The following is a 13,030-nucleotide window of genomic DNA, read 5'->3' on the forward strand; positions in this document are numbered from 1 at the left end:
GGAACTCGCGGCGCGTTCGCGCGGCCTAAGCAACCGCTGTCGCCCGATCTGGCCGACGGCCGTTTTTTCGTCGCGCGGCACATCCGCGTCGCGCACGCGTGATCCGCGTGCGCGCCCTCGCACAAGGAGTCCAACAATGACCAAGAAAACCGCACTCGCGCTGTCGCTCGCCCTCGCCGCCGCCGTGCCCGTCGCGCTGACGCTCGCGTCGCCGGCCGCGCATGCGCAAACGGCGAACCCGCACTTTCCGGAGCCGGCGGGCGTGCTGTCGCTGTCGTCGCAGGCCAGCGCCGACGTGCCGCAGGACATCATCCACATCACGCTGTTCTACGAACAGCAGGCGAAGGACCCGGGCAGCCTGACGTCCGCGCTGAACCAGCGCGCCGATGCCGCGCTCGCGCAGGCGAAGGGCGTATCGGGCGTCACCGCGCACACCGGTGCGTTCTCCGTGTATCCGAGCACCGATCGCGACGGCAAGATCTCCGCATGGCGCGGCCGTACCGAAGTCGTGCTCGAATCGCGCGATTTCGCGGCGGCATCGAAGCTCGCGGGCCAGTTGTCGAACCAGATGCAGATCGCGAACGTCGAGTTCTCGCTGTCGCCCGAAGCGCAGCGCGCGGCCGAGCAGAAGCTCACGACCGAAGCGATCAAGTCGTTCCGCACTCGCGCGGACGAAGCCGCGAAGGCCTTCGGCTACGGCAGCTACTCGATCCGCGACGTGAACGTCGGCGGCGGGCGCAGCGTGCAGCCGTATCCGCGCATGATGGCGATGGCCGCGGCGCCGATGGACAACGCGAAGATGAGCGCACCGATCGCGGTCGAAGGCGGCAAGGCGACCGTGTCGGTCACGGTCAACGGCTCGGTGCAGATGAAGTAACGCACATCGCACATTCGGCGGATGCAAAAACGCCGGCCCGAGGGCCGGCGTTTTTTCGTTTGCGCTCCTGCGATCGACGCGCATGCCGATCGTATGCATCGGCATCGCATCAAGCGTCATGCGTCACACTGCTCGCGCATTCCGCAGTCCCATCACGCAACCCCATCACGCAGCCGCATTCACCGGACGTCGGCGGTAGCCCCACACCAGCAGCGCGATGCCCGCGAGGATCATCGGCAGCGACAGCCACTGCCCCATCGACAGGCCGAGCGCGAGCAGGCCGAGGAAGTCGTCCGGTTCCCGTGCGAATTCAACCGTGAAGCGTGCGAGCCCGTAGCCGATCAGGAACAGCGCGGACACCGCACCCAACGGGCGCGGCTTGCGCGAGAAGAAGAACAGCACGAAGAACAGCGCAATGCCTTCGAGCGCGATTTCATAGAGCTGCGAAGGATGGCGCGGCAGCATCTGGTACTGCATGAACACGTCGGCGAGATGCCACTTCTCGACGAGCGCCGGATGCTTCGACAGCCACGCCGCGTCGTCGCGCATCGCGCCAGGGAACAGCATCGCCCACGGCGCATTCGGATCGGTCACGCGGCCCCACAGCTCGCCGTTGATGAAGTTGCCGAGCCGCCCGGCCGCGAGCCCCGCCGGCACCATCGGCGCGACGAAATCGGTGACCTGCAGCCAGTGGCGCTTGCGCTGCCACGCGAACAGCACCATCGCGAGCGTCACGCCGAGGAAGCCGCCGTGGAACGACATCCCGCCCTCCCACACCTTGAACACGTCGAGCGGATGCGAGAAGTAGAAGTCGGCCTTGTAGAACAGCACGTAGCCGAGCCGGCCGCCGAGCACGGTGCCGAGCACGCCGTAGAACATCATGTCGTCGATGTCCTTCGCGGTCCAGCCCTGCGCCGCGACGTGCGGCAGCTTCAGGCGGATCCTGCCGACGACGATCGCCGCGATGAAGCCGACGAGATACATGAGGCCGTACCAGCGCACGGCCAGCGGCCCGAGATGGATCGCTACGGGGTCGAAATTCGGGTGAATGATCATGGATTAGCGATGAAGTTTTCGAATGCGGTACGGCGCCCGCACCGGCGCCGCTCCGCGCATTGGACGGCGCCGGCGCGCCATCGTTCGCATCACGTGGCGAGACCGTGCGCGCGCACGACGTCGATGAAGCCGGCGAGCACGGGACTGACATCGCCCGTGCGCCACACGAGGCCCGTCTCGACGACCGGCGCGTCGCCGGCGAGCGGCCGGTAGACCACGCCGGTGCGCCGCAGGTTACGCAGCGATTGCGGCACCAGTGCGACGCCCATGCCGGCCGACACGAGGCTGACGATCGTCTGCATCTGGATCGCCTCCTGGCCGATGTGCGGGGTTTCCCCCGCCGCGCCGTAGCAGCCCGTAATGATGTCATAAAAGCCGGGCGCCAAACGACGCGGGAAGATCACGAGCGGCAGCGCGGCCAGGTCAGCCAGATGCACGGGCTCGTCCTCGGGCCCATCGGGCGCCGCGGCCGCCGGCATCGCGACCACCAGCGGCTCGCGCACGACGGGCAGGTACGACAGCCCGGCCGCGTGGCGCGGCGGCACCGGTGGAATCACGAGCCCCGCGTCGATGCGTCCCGCGACGAGTTCGTCGATCTGCACGTCGCTCGTCGCTTCCGCGAGCTGCAGCCGCACCTGCGGATAGCGCGCGCCGAACGCGCGCAGCAGCGACGGCAGCAGCCCGTAATCGGCGGTCGACACGAACGCGAGCGACAGCGAGCCGGCTTCGCCGCGCGCGAGGCGCCGCGCGAGCGGCGGCAGCGCGTCGGCCGACGCGAGCAACCGGCGCACGTCGGGCAGCAGCGCCGCGCCGACCGCCGTCAGCGCGACCGAGCGCTTGGTACGCACGAACAGCGCGACGCCGAGCGCCTCCTCGAGCGCCCGGATCGCCTGCGACAGCGGCGGCTGCGTCATCGACAGGCGCTCGGCCGCGCGGCCGAAATGGCGCTCGTCGGCAACGGTCACGAAATAGCGCCACTGGCGCAGGTCGGGTGTTGGATCGGCCATGCTTCACTCATTCGCAAAACGACTTAATAAGCGACAAATAATATATTGGACATCCCAAACCGGACACGCCATCCTTGATCGATCCGAACCGGCGCGCCGTTCGCGAGCGTCGCCCACACAACGATGGAGTCCCCCATGCCGTACAACCGTCGCTCGAAGCACATCACGCAAGGCGTGGCCCGTTCGCCGAACCGCTCGATGTATTACGCCCTCGGCTACCAGAAGGACGATTTCGACAAGCCGATGATCGGCATCGCGAACGGTCACTCGACGATCACGCCGTGCAACTCGGGCCTGCAGCGGCTGTCGGACGCGGCCGTCGCGGCGATCAAGGCGGCCGACGCGAACCCGCAGATCTTCGGCACGCCGACGATCTCGGACGGCATGTCGATGGGCACCGAGGGGATGAAGTACTCGCTGGTGTCGCGCGAAGTGATCGCCGACTGCATCGAGACCTGCGTCCAGGGCCAGTGGATGGACGGCGTGGTGGTGGTCGGCGGCTGCGACAAGAACATGCCGGGCGGGATGATCGCGCTCGCGCGCCTGAACGTGCCGGGCATCTACGTGTACGGCGGCACGATCCGCCCCGGCCACTGGAAGGGCCGCGACCTGACGATCGTGTCGTCGTTCGAGGCGGTCGGCGAGTTCACCGCCGGCCGGATGTCGCAGGAGGATTTCGAAGGAGTCGAGAAGAACGCGTGCCCGAGCTCGGGGTCGTGCGGCGGGATGTACACGGCGAACACGATGAGCTCGTCGTTCGAGGCGCTCGGCATGTCGCTGATGTACTCGTCGACGATGGCGAACCCCGACCAGGAGAAGGTCGATTCGGCCGCCGAATCGGCGCGCGTGCTGGTCGAGGCCGTGAAGCGCGACCTGAAGCCGCGCGACATCATCACGAAGGCATCGATCGAGAACGCGGTGTCGCTGATCATGGCCACCGGCGGCTCGACCAACGCGGTGCTGCACTATCTCGCGATCGCGCGCGCGGCCGAGATCGACTGGACGATCGACGACTTCGAGCGCATCCGCAAACGCGTGCCGGTGCTCTGCGACCTGAAGCCGTCGGGTCAGTACGTCGCGACCGATCTTCACCAGGCAGGCGGCATCCCGCAGGTGCTGCGCATCCTGCTCGATGCGGGGCTGCTGCACGGCGACTGCATGACGATCACCGGCCGCACGATCGCCGAGGAACTGAAGGACGTGCCGGGCGTGCCGCGCGCGGATCAGCAGGTGATCTTCCCGATCGATCGCGCGCTGTACAAGGAAGGGCATCTGGCGATCCTGAAGGGCAACCTCGCGGAAGACGGCGCGGTCGCGAAGATCACCGGCCTGAAGAACCCGGTGATCACGGGCCCCGCGCGCGTGTTCGACGACGAGCAAAGCGCGATGGATGCGATCCTCGGCGACCGGATCCGCGCGGGCGACGTGCTGGTGCTGCGCTATCTCGGCCCGCAGGGCGGCCCCGGCATGCCGGAAATGCTCGCGCCGACATCGGCGATCATCGGCAAGGGGCTCGGCGAATCGGTCGGCTTCATCACGGACGGCCGCTTCTCGGGCGGTACCTGGGGGATGGTGGTCGGCCACGTCGCGCCCGAGGCGTTCGTCGGCGGCACGATCGCGCTCGTGCAGGAAGGCGATTCGATCACGATCGACGCGCACCAGCTGGTGCTGCAGCTGAACGTCGACGACGCGGAGCTCGCGCGCCGCCGCGCCGCGTGGAAGCAGCCGGCGCCGCGCTACACGCGCGGCGTGCTCGCCAAGTATGCGGCCCTCGCCCGCCCGGCGAATCAGGGCGCCGTCACCGGTTGACGCGGCGCGCGGTTCATGCGACCCCACTTCACGCGGCCGCCCGGGAAACGCGCAAAACGCGTTTCCCCTTTGCTTTTATAATGCGCGGACCGTGAAGCCGGCCGTCCCCGCCGGCGGAGAACCGCATGAAACAGACGATATTGCGCGCGCTGCTCGCGGCGCTGCTGACCGGCAGCGCGGCGGCTGCGCACGCCGACCTGGCCGGCGACGGGCTCGCGCTCGCACAGCGCAAGAACTGCGTGGCCTGCCATGCGGTCAGCAAGCCGCTGATGGGCCCGCCGTTCCACGACATCGCCGGCAAGTACGCGGCGCGCGCCGACGCGGTCGATTACCTCGCGCAATCGATCGTAAAGGGCAGTATCGGGGTGTGGGGCAGCGTGCCTATGCCCGCCAACACGCAGCTGACGAGCGCCGAGGCGCACACGCTCGCGCAGTGGGTGATGTCGCTGCATTGAGGCGGATGAACGGGCACCGCCCCGCTCTCCTCGACATGACCGGCTCGGCGATCGTCATCGACGAGGAACGGAACCACCGCGCTCGCGTTCCCGTGCACGAAACGATCGTGCACTCAGCCTGAACGACCGGTCCAGCGGCGGGCGATCTCTTCGTCGACCGCGTCGCGGACCCACTCCATCACTTCGGTTTCGAGCGCCAGCGCCACCTCGCGCGTGATCTGGCCCACCAGCCACGCCGTATGGTCGTGCAACGCGTCTCGGCAGCGGGCCTCGATGGCCTCGCGCCCTTCCCCGGTCAGATAATTCGTCAGCCGATTGCGCAGCCGCTCGGCGATATGCTGCGCGTCCTCAGGCGTCAGCGCGGCGGCCGGATGCGTGTCCGGCTGCGCCGCGCCGGCGAGATGATCGCTAGCCAGCTCGTCGGCACCCGGCACGACCCCGTGCGGCAGCATCGCTTCGTCGGCCTGCGCCGGCGTCGCGGCAAAGGCCGGCTGCTGCGCCTCGTCGGGGGCCAGCGCGGAGCGCAGCGGCGCCTGCATCCCGGCCGCTTCCTCGGCCACCACACGCCCGGCGGCACCGGGTAGCGCCGGCGCGTCGCTGTCACCCGGCAGTTCGACGGTCGGCACGTGCGGCGTCGGCACCGGCTCGACCACCACGGATTCAGGGTCGATTCCGGCGTGTTCCGGCACGGCGGCTTCGTCGCGCGGCGGCACATCGGCCGCGGCAGAACGCGCCGGCACCGGCTTGCCAGGCACCAGCACGTCGGTCAGCGTCGGGATCGAAGAGGATTCGGCTTGTGTCACGGGAAGGCTCCGTCGACGGTTGCGGCTAGCTGCCCTGCTTGTAGTTGTTCAGCGCGTAGCCGCGATCGCGATAGAAGCGATAGCGGTCGCGGCCCGCGGCCAATTCGTCCGGCGCGTTGCCGACCACCTCGAGCAGGCGCTCGAAGCGGGCGAACTGCGCGGGCACGGCCGCGCCGAGGTTCAACAGCACATGGTAATGCGGCGCCTGGTCGAGATCGGCGGCCAGCACGATCGGCGTGCCGGCCGCGTGCGCGCTATCGACGCCGCAATGCGGGATGAAATCGAGCGGCGAGAATGTCCAGAGCCGCTCGTCGAGCGCGCGCAGGCGCGCGGGTTCCGCGAGCACGACGACCGGCTGCCCGGCCTGATAGGCCTTGCGCAGCAGCCGGCACGCGTATGCGAGCGAATCGCCGACGTTCGAATGGAAATCGATTCGCGTCATTGCCCGCGCACCCGCATCGTCGTGAGACCTGCCATCACTGGCCGGCGCGGTCGATCAGGAACTGCGCGAGCAGCGGCACCGGACGGCCGGTCGCGCCCTTCGCCGCGCCGCCCTTCCAGGCGGTGCCGGCGATGTCCAGGTGCGCCCACGGATAGCTGTCGGTGAAGCGCGACAGGAAGCACGCCGCCGTCACGGCACCGGCCGGACGCCCGCCGATGTTCGCGATGTCCGCGAAATTCGACTTCAGCTGGTCCTGGTACTCGTCGTCGAGCGGCATGCGCCACGCCGGATCGTTCGCTTCGCGCGATGCGTCGAGCAGTTCGCCCGCCAGCGCGTCGTCCTTCGAGAACAGGCCGCTGTTGTGGGCGCCGAGCGCGATCACGCACGCGCCTGTCAGCGTCGCCACGTCGATCACCGCGGCCGGCTTGAAGCGCTCCGCATAGGTCAGCGCGTCGCACAGGATCAGGCGGCCCTCGGCGTCGGTGTTCAGCACCTCGATCGTCAGCCCCTTCATGCTGGTGACGATGTCGCCCGGCTTCGTCGCGTTGCCGCCCGGCATGTTCTCGCAGGTCGGCACGATCGCGACGACATTGATCTTCAGGCCCATTTCCGCGACCGCACGCATCGTGCCGAGCACCGAACCGGCGCCGCACATGTCGTACTTCATCTCGTCCATGGCCTCGCCCGGCTTCAGCGAGATGCCGCCCGTGTCGAACGTGATGCCCTTGCCGACCAGCACGACCGGCGCGGCCTTCGCGGCGGCGCCCTGGTAGTGCAGCACGATGAACTGCGGCGGCTCGACCGACGCGCGCGCGACCGACAGGAACGAGCCCATGTTGAGCGCCTGGATCTGCTTCAGGCCCAGCACCTCGGCCTTCAGACCCCAATCCTTCGCGATCTTCTTCGCGGTATTGCCGAGATAGGTCGGCGTGCACACGTTGCCGGGCAGGTTGCCCAGGTCGCGCGTGAGATCCATCCCGTTCGCCAGCGCGACGGCCTGCTTGACCGCCAGCTTCGCCGCCTTTTCATCGGCCGGATCGACGCTGAACACGACACGCTTGAGCGTGTGCGACGCCGGTTCCGGCTTGCTCTTCATCTGCGTGAAGCGGTAGGTCTCGTTGCGCAGCGCGAGAATCGCCGCACGCACGCCCCAGTCGGAGCTGCGCTCGTCGACCGGCAGCTGCGCGAGCGTGAACGTGACCTGGACGATCTTGGTCGACAGCAGCGCGCGCCATGCGGCCGTCACCGCGTCGGTGTAGGCTTTCTGATTGAAAGCGTCCTGCTTGCCGAGGCCGACGAGCAGCACGCGCGACGCACCGATGCCCGATACTTCATGCAGGAACAGCGTCTTGCCGCGCTTGCCGTCCATGTCGCCGGCCTTCACCACGCGCGAGATCAGCCCCTTGGTGGCAGTGTCGATGTCGAGCGCCGCGCCCGAAAGGGTTTGCGCCTCGAAGATGCCGAGCACGATGCAATCGGACTTCCCCGTCAGGAACCCCTTGGCCTCGCCTTTGCTCCAATCACAGCCTTTTATGCTAAAGTCCATCGCGCTTGTCCTCGGATAAAATCTGGGCTAAGGATGAAAGCCGCAATTATCCGCTATTTTTCCCGTGGCGGCGCGAGCGCTCCACCACGCGTGCGCAGCCTCCCGCCCTCTTCTCATCAAGAATGATCTTCGAACGCTCCCTCCAGCGCGAGCTTGCGTATACGGCTGGCGCCGTGTTCATGGTGCTGCTCACGATCATGCTCACGACGATGATGATCCGCATCGTCGGCTATGCCGCGTCCGGCGAAATCGATCCGCGGGACGTGCTCGTGCTGATCGGACTGACCGTGATCGGCTATCTCGCCGTGATGCTCGTCGTCACGCTGTTCGTGTCGATCCTGTTCGTGCTGACCCGGTGGTACCGGGACTCCGAAATGGTCGTCTGGCTCGCGTCCGGCGTCAGCCTCACGCGCCTGATCAAGCCGATCGGCGTGTTCGCCACGCCGCTCATCCTGCTGATCGCGTTCTTCGCGTTCGTCGGCTGGCCGTGGTCGAACCAGCAGAGCAAGATGATCAAGGCGCGCTTCCAGCAGCGCGACGAGATCTCGCTGCTCGCCCCCGGCCAGTTCCGCGAATCGGCGTCGAACCATCGCGTGTTCTTCATCGAGAAGATGTCGCCGGACCAGAGCAAGGTGCAGAACGTGTTCGTCACGTCGACCGAGAACGGCAAGGTCAATATCGTCGTATCGCACACGGGCCATACGGAAACGAAGGACGGCGATCGTTTCGTCGTGCTGGAGGACGGCCGCCGCTACGACGGCACGCCCGGCCAGCCGAACTTCAAGATCATGGAGTTCCAGCGCTACGGCGTGAAGATCACGAGCACCCCGGTCACCAACGTGCCGACCACCAACAGCACGCCCACGCCCGACCTGCTGCGCAACCCGACGCGCGACAACCTCGCGGAATTCGCGTGGCGCGCGGGCTTGCCGCTGATCGCGATCAACCTGATGGTGCTCGGCATCCCGCTGTCGTACCAGAACCCGCGCCGCAGCCGCACGATCAACCTCGTGATGGCCGTGCTGATCTACCTCACGTACTCGAACCTGCTGAACGTGGTGCAGGCGCAGATCGAGCAGGGCAAGATGTCGTTCGGCGTCGGCCTGGTCGGCCTGCATGTGATTGTCGCGGCGATTGTCGCGCTCATCTTCTGGTTGCGCGTGCGCAACCGTCCGCTGTTGACACGCGCGCTGTTCGGCCGCTCGGGAGCATGATCGATGCGGCTCTATGAAAAATACTTCGCGCGGCAGATCTACGTCACGTTCATCTTCATCCTGTTCGCGTTCTCGGGCCTGTTCTTCTTCTTCGACCTGATCAGCGAACTGAACTCGGTCGGGCACGGCAACTACAAGTTCGGCTACGCGGTGCTGCGCGTCGCGCTGCAAACCCCGTCGCGCTTCTACGAGATCATCCCGGTCGCCGCGCTGATCAGCGCGATCTACGTGTTCGCGCAAATGGCCGCGAACTCGGAATTCACGATCTTCCGCGTGTCGGGCCTCGCGACCAACCAGGCGCTGCGCTCGCTGCTGAAGATCGGCATTCCGCTCGTGATCATCACCTACCTGATCGGCGAATTCGTCGGCCCGTACGCCGACCAGCTGTCCGAACGCGTGCGGTTGCAGGCGCTCGGCGCGTCGGTGTCGTCGAACTTCCAGTCGGGCGTGTGGGTGAAGGACACGCTCGCGGCCCGCGAGAACGGCGAGCAGGTCACGCGCTTCGTCAACGTCGGCAACCTGTCGCCCGATTCGACGATCAGCAACGTGCGCATCTACGAGTTCGACTCGAAATTCCAGCTGCAGAACGTGCGGATCGCGCAGACGGGCCGCTACGAGCCGCCCGGCCACTGGCTGCTAACCGGCGTGACGGAAACCGAACTGACGCCGATCAAGCCGATCAGCGGCGCCCCGGCCGATGCGCTGAACCCTGTATACCGGTCGCAGCAGGTCACGCTGCCGGAATACCGGCTCCGCTCGGACCTGACCCCGCAGATCCTGTCGGTGCTGCTGGTGTCGCCGGAGCGGATGTCGCTCATCAACCTGTTCCGCTATATCCAGCACTTGCGCGAGAATCAGCAGGACACGCAGCGCTACGACATCGCGCTATGGCGCAAGCTGCTCTACCCGTTCGCGGTGTTCGTGATGCTCGTGCTGTCGCTGCCGTTCGCGTACCTGCATACGCGCGCCGGCGTGGTCGGCGTGAAGGTGTTCGGCGGCATCATGCTCGGCATGAGCTTCCAGCTGCTCAACACGCTGTTCTCGCACATCGGCACGCTGAACACGTGGCCCGCGCCGCTGACCGCGGCGACGCCGGGCCTCATCTATCTCGCGCTCGGCCTGTTCGCGCTCAAGTGGGTCGACCGGCACTGAGCGCCGTCACGACGGAGGCTTCGACATGAGTTCGCACGGCATCGTCCTGTTCGGCCACGGCGCACGCGATCCGCGCTGGGCCGAGCCGTTCGAACGGCTGGCCGCGCGGCTGCGCGGCAGCGGCGCACCCGCGCCGCACGTGTCGCTCGCGTTCCTCGAACTGATGACGCCTTCGCTCGACACGGCCGTCGCCGCGCAGGTCGCGGCCGGGTGCACGCGCATCACCGTGGTGCCCGTGTTCTTCGGCCAGGGCGGCCATGTCCGTCGCGATCTGCCGCAGCTCGTCGACGCCTGCCGGGCCGCCCATCCGAATGTCGAGATCCGTTGCGCGACGGCGGTCGGCGAAGACGACGGCGTGCTCGATGCCATCGCACGCTACTGCATCGACCAGCTCGGCCGCAACGCGTAGCCCGTAGCCGGATCAACGGCACCAATGAAAAAGCGCCGGCTTCCGCCAGCGCTCATTCGAATCACCCACCGCGAAGCCGAGCGGCTGCCGCGTCGGAACCGCTACGTCGACTCAAGCCGCATTGCGCAACGCATCGCCCGCTTTCGCGGGTCGCACGCGTTCGGCGAATGCATCGCCGATCATCAGCAGGCTCGGCTCCGCCGGATCGAGCCACGCCTGCGCGTCACCCGCCGCCATCTGCGCGAGTGTGAGCGTCAGCGTGCGTTCGCGCGCGGTGCTGCAGGCCTCGACGATCGCCACCGGCGTCGCCGGCGCACGGCCCGCGTCGATCAGCTCCTGCGCGATTCCCGGCGCGCTGTCGCGGCCCATGTAGTAGACGATCGAATCGGCGCGCGCGGCCTCGCGAATCTCGTCGCTGCCGGGTGCGCGGCTATGCGTCGCGAACGCGACGCTGCGCGACACGCCGCGCAACGTCAGCGAGCGCTTGAGCGTCGCCGCGCCGGCCAGCGCCGCGGTGATGCCCGGCACGACCTCGAAGTCGATGCCGGCCGCCTCGAGCGCACGCATTTCCTCTTCGGCGCGACCGAACAGCATCGGGTCGCCGCCCTTCAGCCGCACGACGCATGCATGCTCGCGCGCCGCGTCGACGATCTGCTTGTTGATGAAGTGCTGCGCGGTCGAACGCTGCCCGCAGCGCTTGCCGACCGCGATCTTGCGCGCGTTCGGCGCGTAGTCGAGCATCGCCGGCTCGACGAGCGCGTCGTGCAGCACGACGTCGGCTTGCTCGAGCAGCCGCGCGCCGCGCACCGTGATGAGGTCCGCGGCGCCCGGCCCTGCTCCGATCAGATACACCTTGCCCATGTTTGTCGCTTCGCTTCGGTTCTGCCCGTGCGGACGGAGGCCGGCCCGCGCCGCCACGAGGGCGGCGCGCAACGCCGGTTACGCCGAGAACGCCCGGATCATGCCGGCGGCGACCGTGTGGTGCGTCGCCTCGTCGATGAGCACGAATGCGCCCGTGCCCGGATGTGCATCGTACGTGTCGCAGACTATCGGCTTCTGCAGCGTCAGCGCGACGCGGCCGATGTCGTTCATCTTCAGTTCCTGGCGGTCGGTCGCTTGCGACAGCGTATGCACGTCGAGCACTTCCTTGACCGCGCCGATCTTCGCGAACACCGTGCTCGTGGTCTGTTTCAGCAGATACTTGCGCTGCGGCGACAGCGGCGTCTCGTCGAACCAGCACAGGTCGGCCTCGAGTTTCTTCGCCGGCTCGACCGGCTCGGCGGTCGTGACGAACATGTCGCCGCGCGACACGTCGACATCCTCCTCGAGGCGAATCGTCACCGTCTGGCCCGCGAATGCGTGCGCGACGGACGCGGTGCCGCCCGGCACCGGCGCGACGATCTCGGCGACCGTCGCGGTGCGGTTCGACGGCAGCACGACGATCTGGTCGCCGACCTTCACCTCGCCCGATTCGATCCGGCCCATGTAGCCGCGGAAATCGTCGGCCGAGCTGCCGTCCTGGCGTGCGACCCACTGCACCGGGAAGCGCAGCGCGTCATGCGCCTGCGTCTCGACCGGCAGCGACTCGAGCACGTCGAGCAGCGGCTCGCCCGCGTACCATGGCATGCGTTCGCTCGCGCCGACGATGTTGTCGCCCTTCAGCGCCGACACCGGCACGAAGCGCACGTCGGTCAGGCCGAGCTGCTTCGCGAGCGTGACGTAGGCGTCGCGGATCTCGTTGAAGCGCGCTTCGCTGTAGTCGACGAGGTCCATCTTGTTGATCGCGACGATCACGTGCTGCAGCGCGAGCAGCTTCACGATCGCGCTGTGGCGCTTGGTTTGCGGCAGCAGTTGCGCAACGCCGTTCTCGATCGTCACGCGCGTCGCGTCGACCAGGATGATCGCCGCATGCGCGGTCGATGCGCCCGTCACCATGTTGCGCGTGTACTGCTCGTGGCCAGGCGTGTCGGCGATGATGAACTTGCGCTTCGCGGTCGCGAAATAGCGGTACGCGACGTCGATCGTGATGCCCTGCTCGCGCTCGGCCTCGAGCCCGTCCGTCAGCAGCGCGAGGTCGAGCTCGTCGCCGACGGTGCGCTTGTTCTTCGCGCGCGACAGCGCGGACAGCTGGTCGGACAGCACGGCCTTGCTGTCGTACAGCAGGCGGCCGATCAGCGTGCTCTTGCCGTCGTCGACGCTGCCTGCGGTGATGAAGCGCAGCACGCCGAGGTCTTCGGTGTTCTCGATGATGCTCATGATT

General features: G+C 67.6%; 13 protein-coding genes. 6 read left to right on the plus strand and 7 right to left on the minus strand.

All coding sequences use genetic code 11. The features are described from left to right. The first annotated feature begins 136 nt into the window (after positions 1–136). A complete protein-coding gene (locus tag FFI87_RS12775) occupies positions 137–877 on the plus strand; it encodes an SIMPL domain-containing protein (protein ID WP_012364477.1) in 741 nt (246 codons plus the stop codon). A gap of 165 nt (positions 878–1,042) precedes the next feature. Here FFI87_RS12775 and lgt read toward each other — a convergent pair whose 3' ends face one another. Together lgt and FFI87_RS12785 are read right to left on the minus strand one after the other, a co-directional pair. After that, entirely contained in the window at positions 1,043–1,933 is an 891-nt protein-coding gene (gene lgt / locus FFI87_RS12780) for a prolipoprotein diacylglyceryl transferase (protein ID WP_011657673.1), read from the minus strand. Positions 1,934–2,022: 89 nt separating this feature from the next. Then, the gene (locus FFI87_RS12785; RefSeq protein WP_012364478.1) at positions 2,023–2,940 is read right to left on the minus strand and encodes a LysR substrate-binding domain-containing protein; all 918 of its coding nucleotides are present in this window, start codon (positions 2,938–2,940) and stop codon (positions 2,023–2,025) included. A gap of 135 nt (positions 2,941–3,075) precedes the next feature. Between FFI87_RS12785 and ilvD the strand changes: the two genes are divergently transcribed. Both ilvD and FFI87_RS12795 read left to right on the plus strand, forming a co-directional pair. Then, positions 3,076–4,749 carry a dihydroxy-acid dehydratase gene (ilvD, locus tag FFI87_RS12790; RefSeq protein ID WP_138847310.1) on the plus strand — a complete coding sequence of 558 codons (1,674 nt, stop codon included), beginning with the start codon at positions 3,076–3,078 and terminating at the stop codon, positions 4,747–4,749. 125 nt (positions 4,750–4,874) lie between these two features. Next, entirely contained in the window at positions 4,875–5,204 is a 330-nt protein-coding gene (locus tag FFI87_RS12795; RefSeq protein WP_012364480.1) for a c-type cytochrome, read from the plus strand. Positions 5,205–5,317: 113 nt separating this feature from the next. Here FFI87_RS12795 and FFI87_RS12800 read toward each other — a convergent pair whose 3' ends face one another. The 3 genes from FFI87_RS12800 to FFI87_RS12810 are packed head-to-tail and all read right to left on the minus strand — an operon-like array spanning position 5,318 to position 7,995. Beyond that, positions 5,318–6,007, minus strand: a complete 690-nt coding sequence (locus tag FFI87_RS12800) for a DUF2486 family protein (protein ID WP_138847309.1) — start codon at positions 6,005–6,007, stop codon at positions 5,318–5,320. A gap of 25 nt (positions 6,008–6,032) precedes the next feature. Then, on the minus strand, positions 6,033–6,449 hold the full coding sequence (locus tag FFI87_RS12805) for a DNA polymerase III subunit chi (RefSeq protein WP_006750016.1): 417 nt from the start codon (positions 6,447–6,449) through the stop codon (positions 6,033–6,035). A gap of 34 nt (positions 6,450–6,483) precedes the next feature. Next, positions 6,484–7,995, minus strand: coding sequence for a leucyl aminopeptidase (locus FFI87_RS12810; protein ID WP_012364483.1), 1,512 nt, complete (start codon positions 7,993–7,995; stop codon positions 6,484–6,486). 122 nt (positions 7,996–8,117) lie between these two features. Here FFI87_RS12810 and lptF point away from each other — a divergent pair, with 122 nt between their 5' ends. Genes lptF through FFI87_RS12825 form a run of 3 tightly spaced genes read left to right on the plus strand, consistent with a single transcriptional unit; the run spans position 8,118 to position 10,770 of the window. Continuing rightward, positions 8,118–9,209: an LPS export ABC transporter permease LptF gene (gene lptF / locus FFI87_RS12815; protein ID WP_012364484.1), complete on the plus strand. Its 1,092-nt coding sequence runs from the start codon at positions 8,118–8,120 to the stop codon at positions 9,207–9,209. A 3-nt stretch (positions 9,210–9,212) separates the two neighbouring features. Further along, positions 9,213–10,361: an LPS export ABC transporter permease LptG gene (gene lptG, locus FFI87_RS12820; RefSeq protein ID WP_011657681.1), complete on the plus strand. Its 1,149-nt coding sequence runs from the start codon at positions 9,213–9,215 to the stop codon at positions 10,359–10,361. A 25-nt stretch (positions 10,362–10,386) separates the two neighbouring features. Beyond that, positions 10,387–10,770: a sirohydrochlorin chelatase gene (locus FFI87_RS12825; protein WP_011657682.1), complete on the plus strand. Its 384-nt coding sequence runs from the start codon at positions 10,387–10,389 to the stop codon at positions 10,768–10,770. 111 nt (positions 10,771–10,881) lie between these two features. On the opposite strand, the gene cobA is transcribed toward FFI87_RS12825, so the two are convergent. Both cobA and FFI87_RS12835 read right to left on the minus strand, forming a co-directional pair. Further along, a complete protein-coding gene (gene cobA, locus FFI87_RS12830; RefSeq protein WP_012364486.1) occupies positions 10,882–11,631 on the minus strand; it encodes a uroporphyrinogen-III C-methyltransferase in 750 nt (249 codons plus the stop codon). 78 nt (positions 11,632–11,709) lie between these two features. Then, complete coding sequence (locus tag FFI87_RS12835) at positions 11,710–13,026, minus strand: sulfate adenylyltransferase subunit 1 (protein ID WP_012364487.1); 1,317 nt, start codon at positions 13,024–13,026, stop codon at positions 11,710–11,712. Between the last annotated feature and the right edge of the window lie 4 nt (positions 13,027–13,030).

Source organism: Burkholderia sp. KBS0801, from assembly GCF_005937855.2.
Classification (GTDB): domain Bacteria; phylum Pseudomonadota; class Gammaproteobacteria; order Burkholderiales; family Burkholderiaceae; genus Burkholderia; species Burkholderia ambifaria.

Bases quoted from the DNA above. Each gene is read 5' to 3' on its own strand.
- FFI87_RS12775 (WP_012364477.1), top strand. From the start codon at position 137: ATGACCAAGAAAACCGCACTCGCGCTGTCGCTCGCCCTCGCCGCCGCC.
- lgt (WP_011657673.1), bottom strand. From the start codon at position 1,933: ATGATCATTCACCCGAATTTCGACCCCGTAGCGATCCATCTCGGGCCG.
- FFI87_RS12785 (WP_012364478.1), bottom strand. From the start codon at position 2,940: ATGGCCGATCCAACACCCGACCTGCGCCAGTGGCGCTATTTCGTGACC.
- ilvD (WP_138847310.1), top strand. From the start codon at position 3,076: ATGCCGTACAACCGTCGCTCGAAGCACATCACGCAAGGCGTGGCCCGT.
- FFI87_RS12795 (WP_012364480.1), top strand. From the start codon at position 4,875: ATGAAACAGACGATATTGCGCGCGCTGCTCGCGGCGCTGCTGACCGGC.
- FFI87_RS12805 (WP_006750016.1), bottom strand. From the start codon at position 6,449: ATGACGCGAATCGATTTCCATTCGAACGTCGGCGATTCGCTCGCATAC.
- FFI87_RS12810 (WP_012364483.1), bottom strand. From the start codon at position 7,995: ATGGACTTTAGCATAAAAGGCTGTGATTGGAGCAAAGGCGAGGCCAAG.
- lptF (WP_012364484.1), top strand. From the start codon at position 8,118: ATGATCTTCGAACGCTCCCTCCAGCGCGAGCTTGCGTATACGGCTGGC.
- lptG (WP_011657681.1), top strand. From the start codon at position 9,213: ATGCGGCTCTATGAAAAATACTTCGCGCGGCAGATCTACGTCACGTTC.
- FFI87_RS12825 (WP_011657682.1), top strand. From the start codon at position 10,387: ATGAGTTCGCACGGCATCGTCCTGTTCGGCCACGGCGCACGCGATCCG.
- cobA (WP_012364486.1), bottom strand. From the start codon at position 11,631: ATGGGCAAGGTGTATCTGATCGGAGCAGGGCCGGGCGCCGCGGACCTC.
- FFI87_RS12835 (WP_012364487.1), bottom strand. From the start codon at position 13,026: ATGAGCATCATCGAGAACACCGAAGACCTCGGCGTGCTGCGCTTCATC.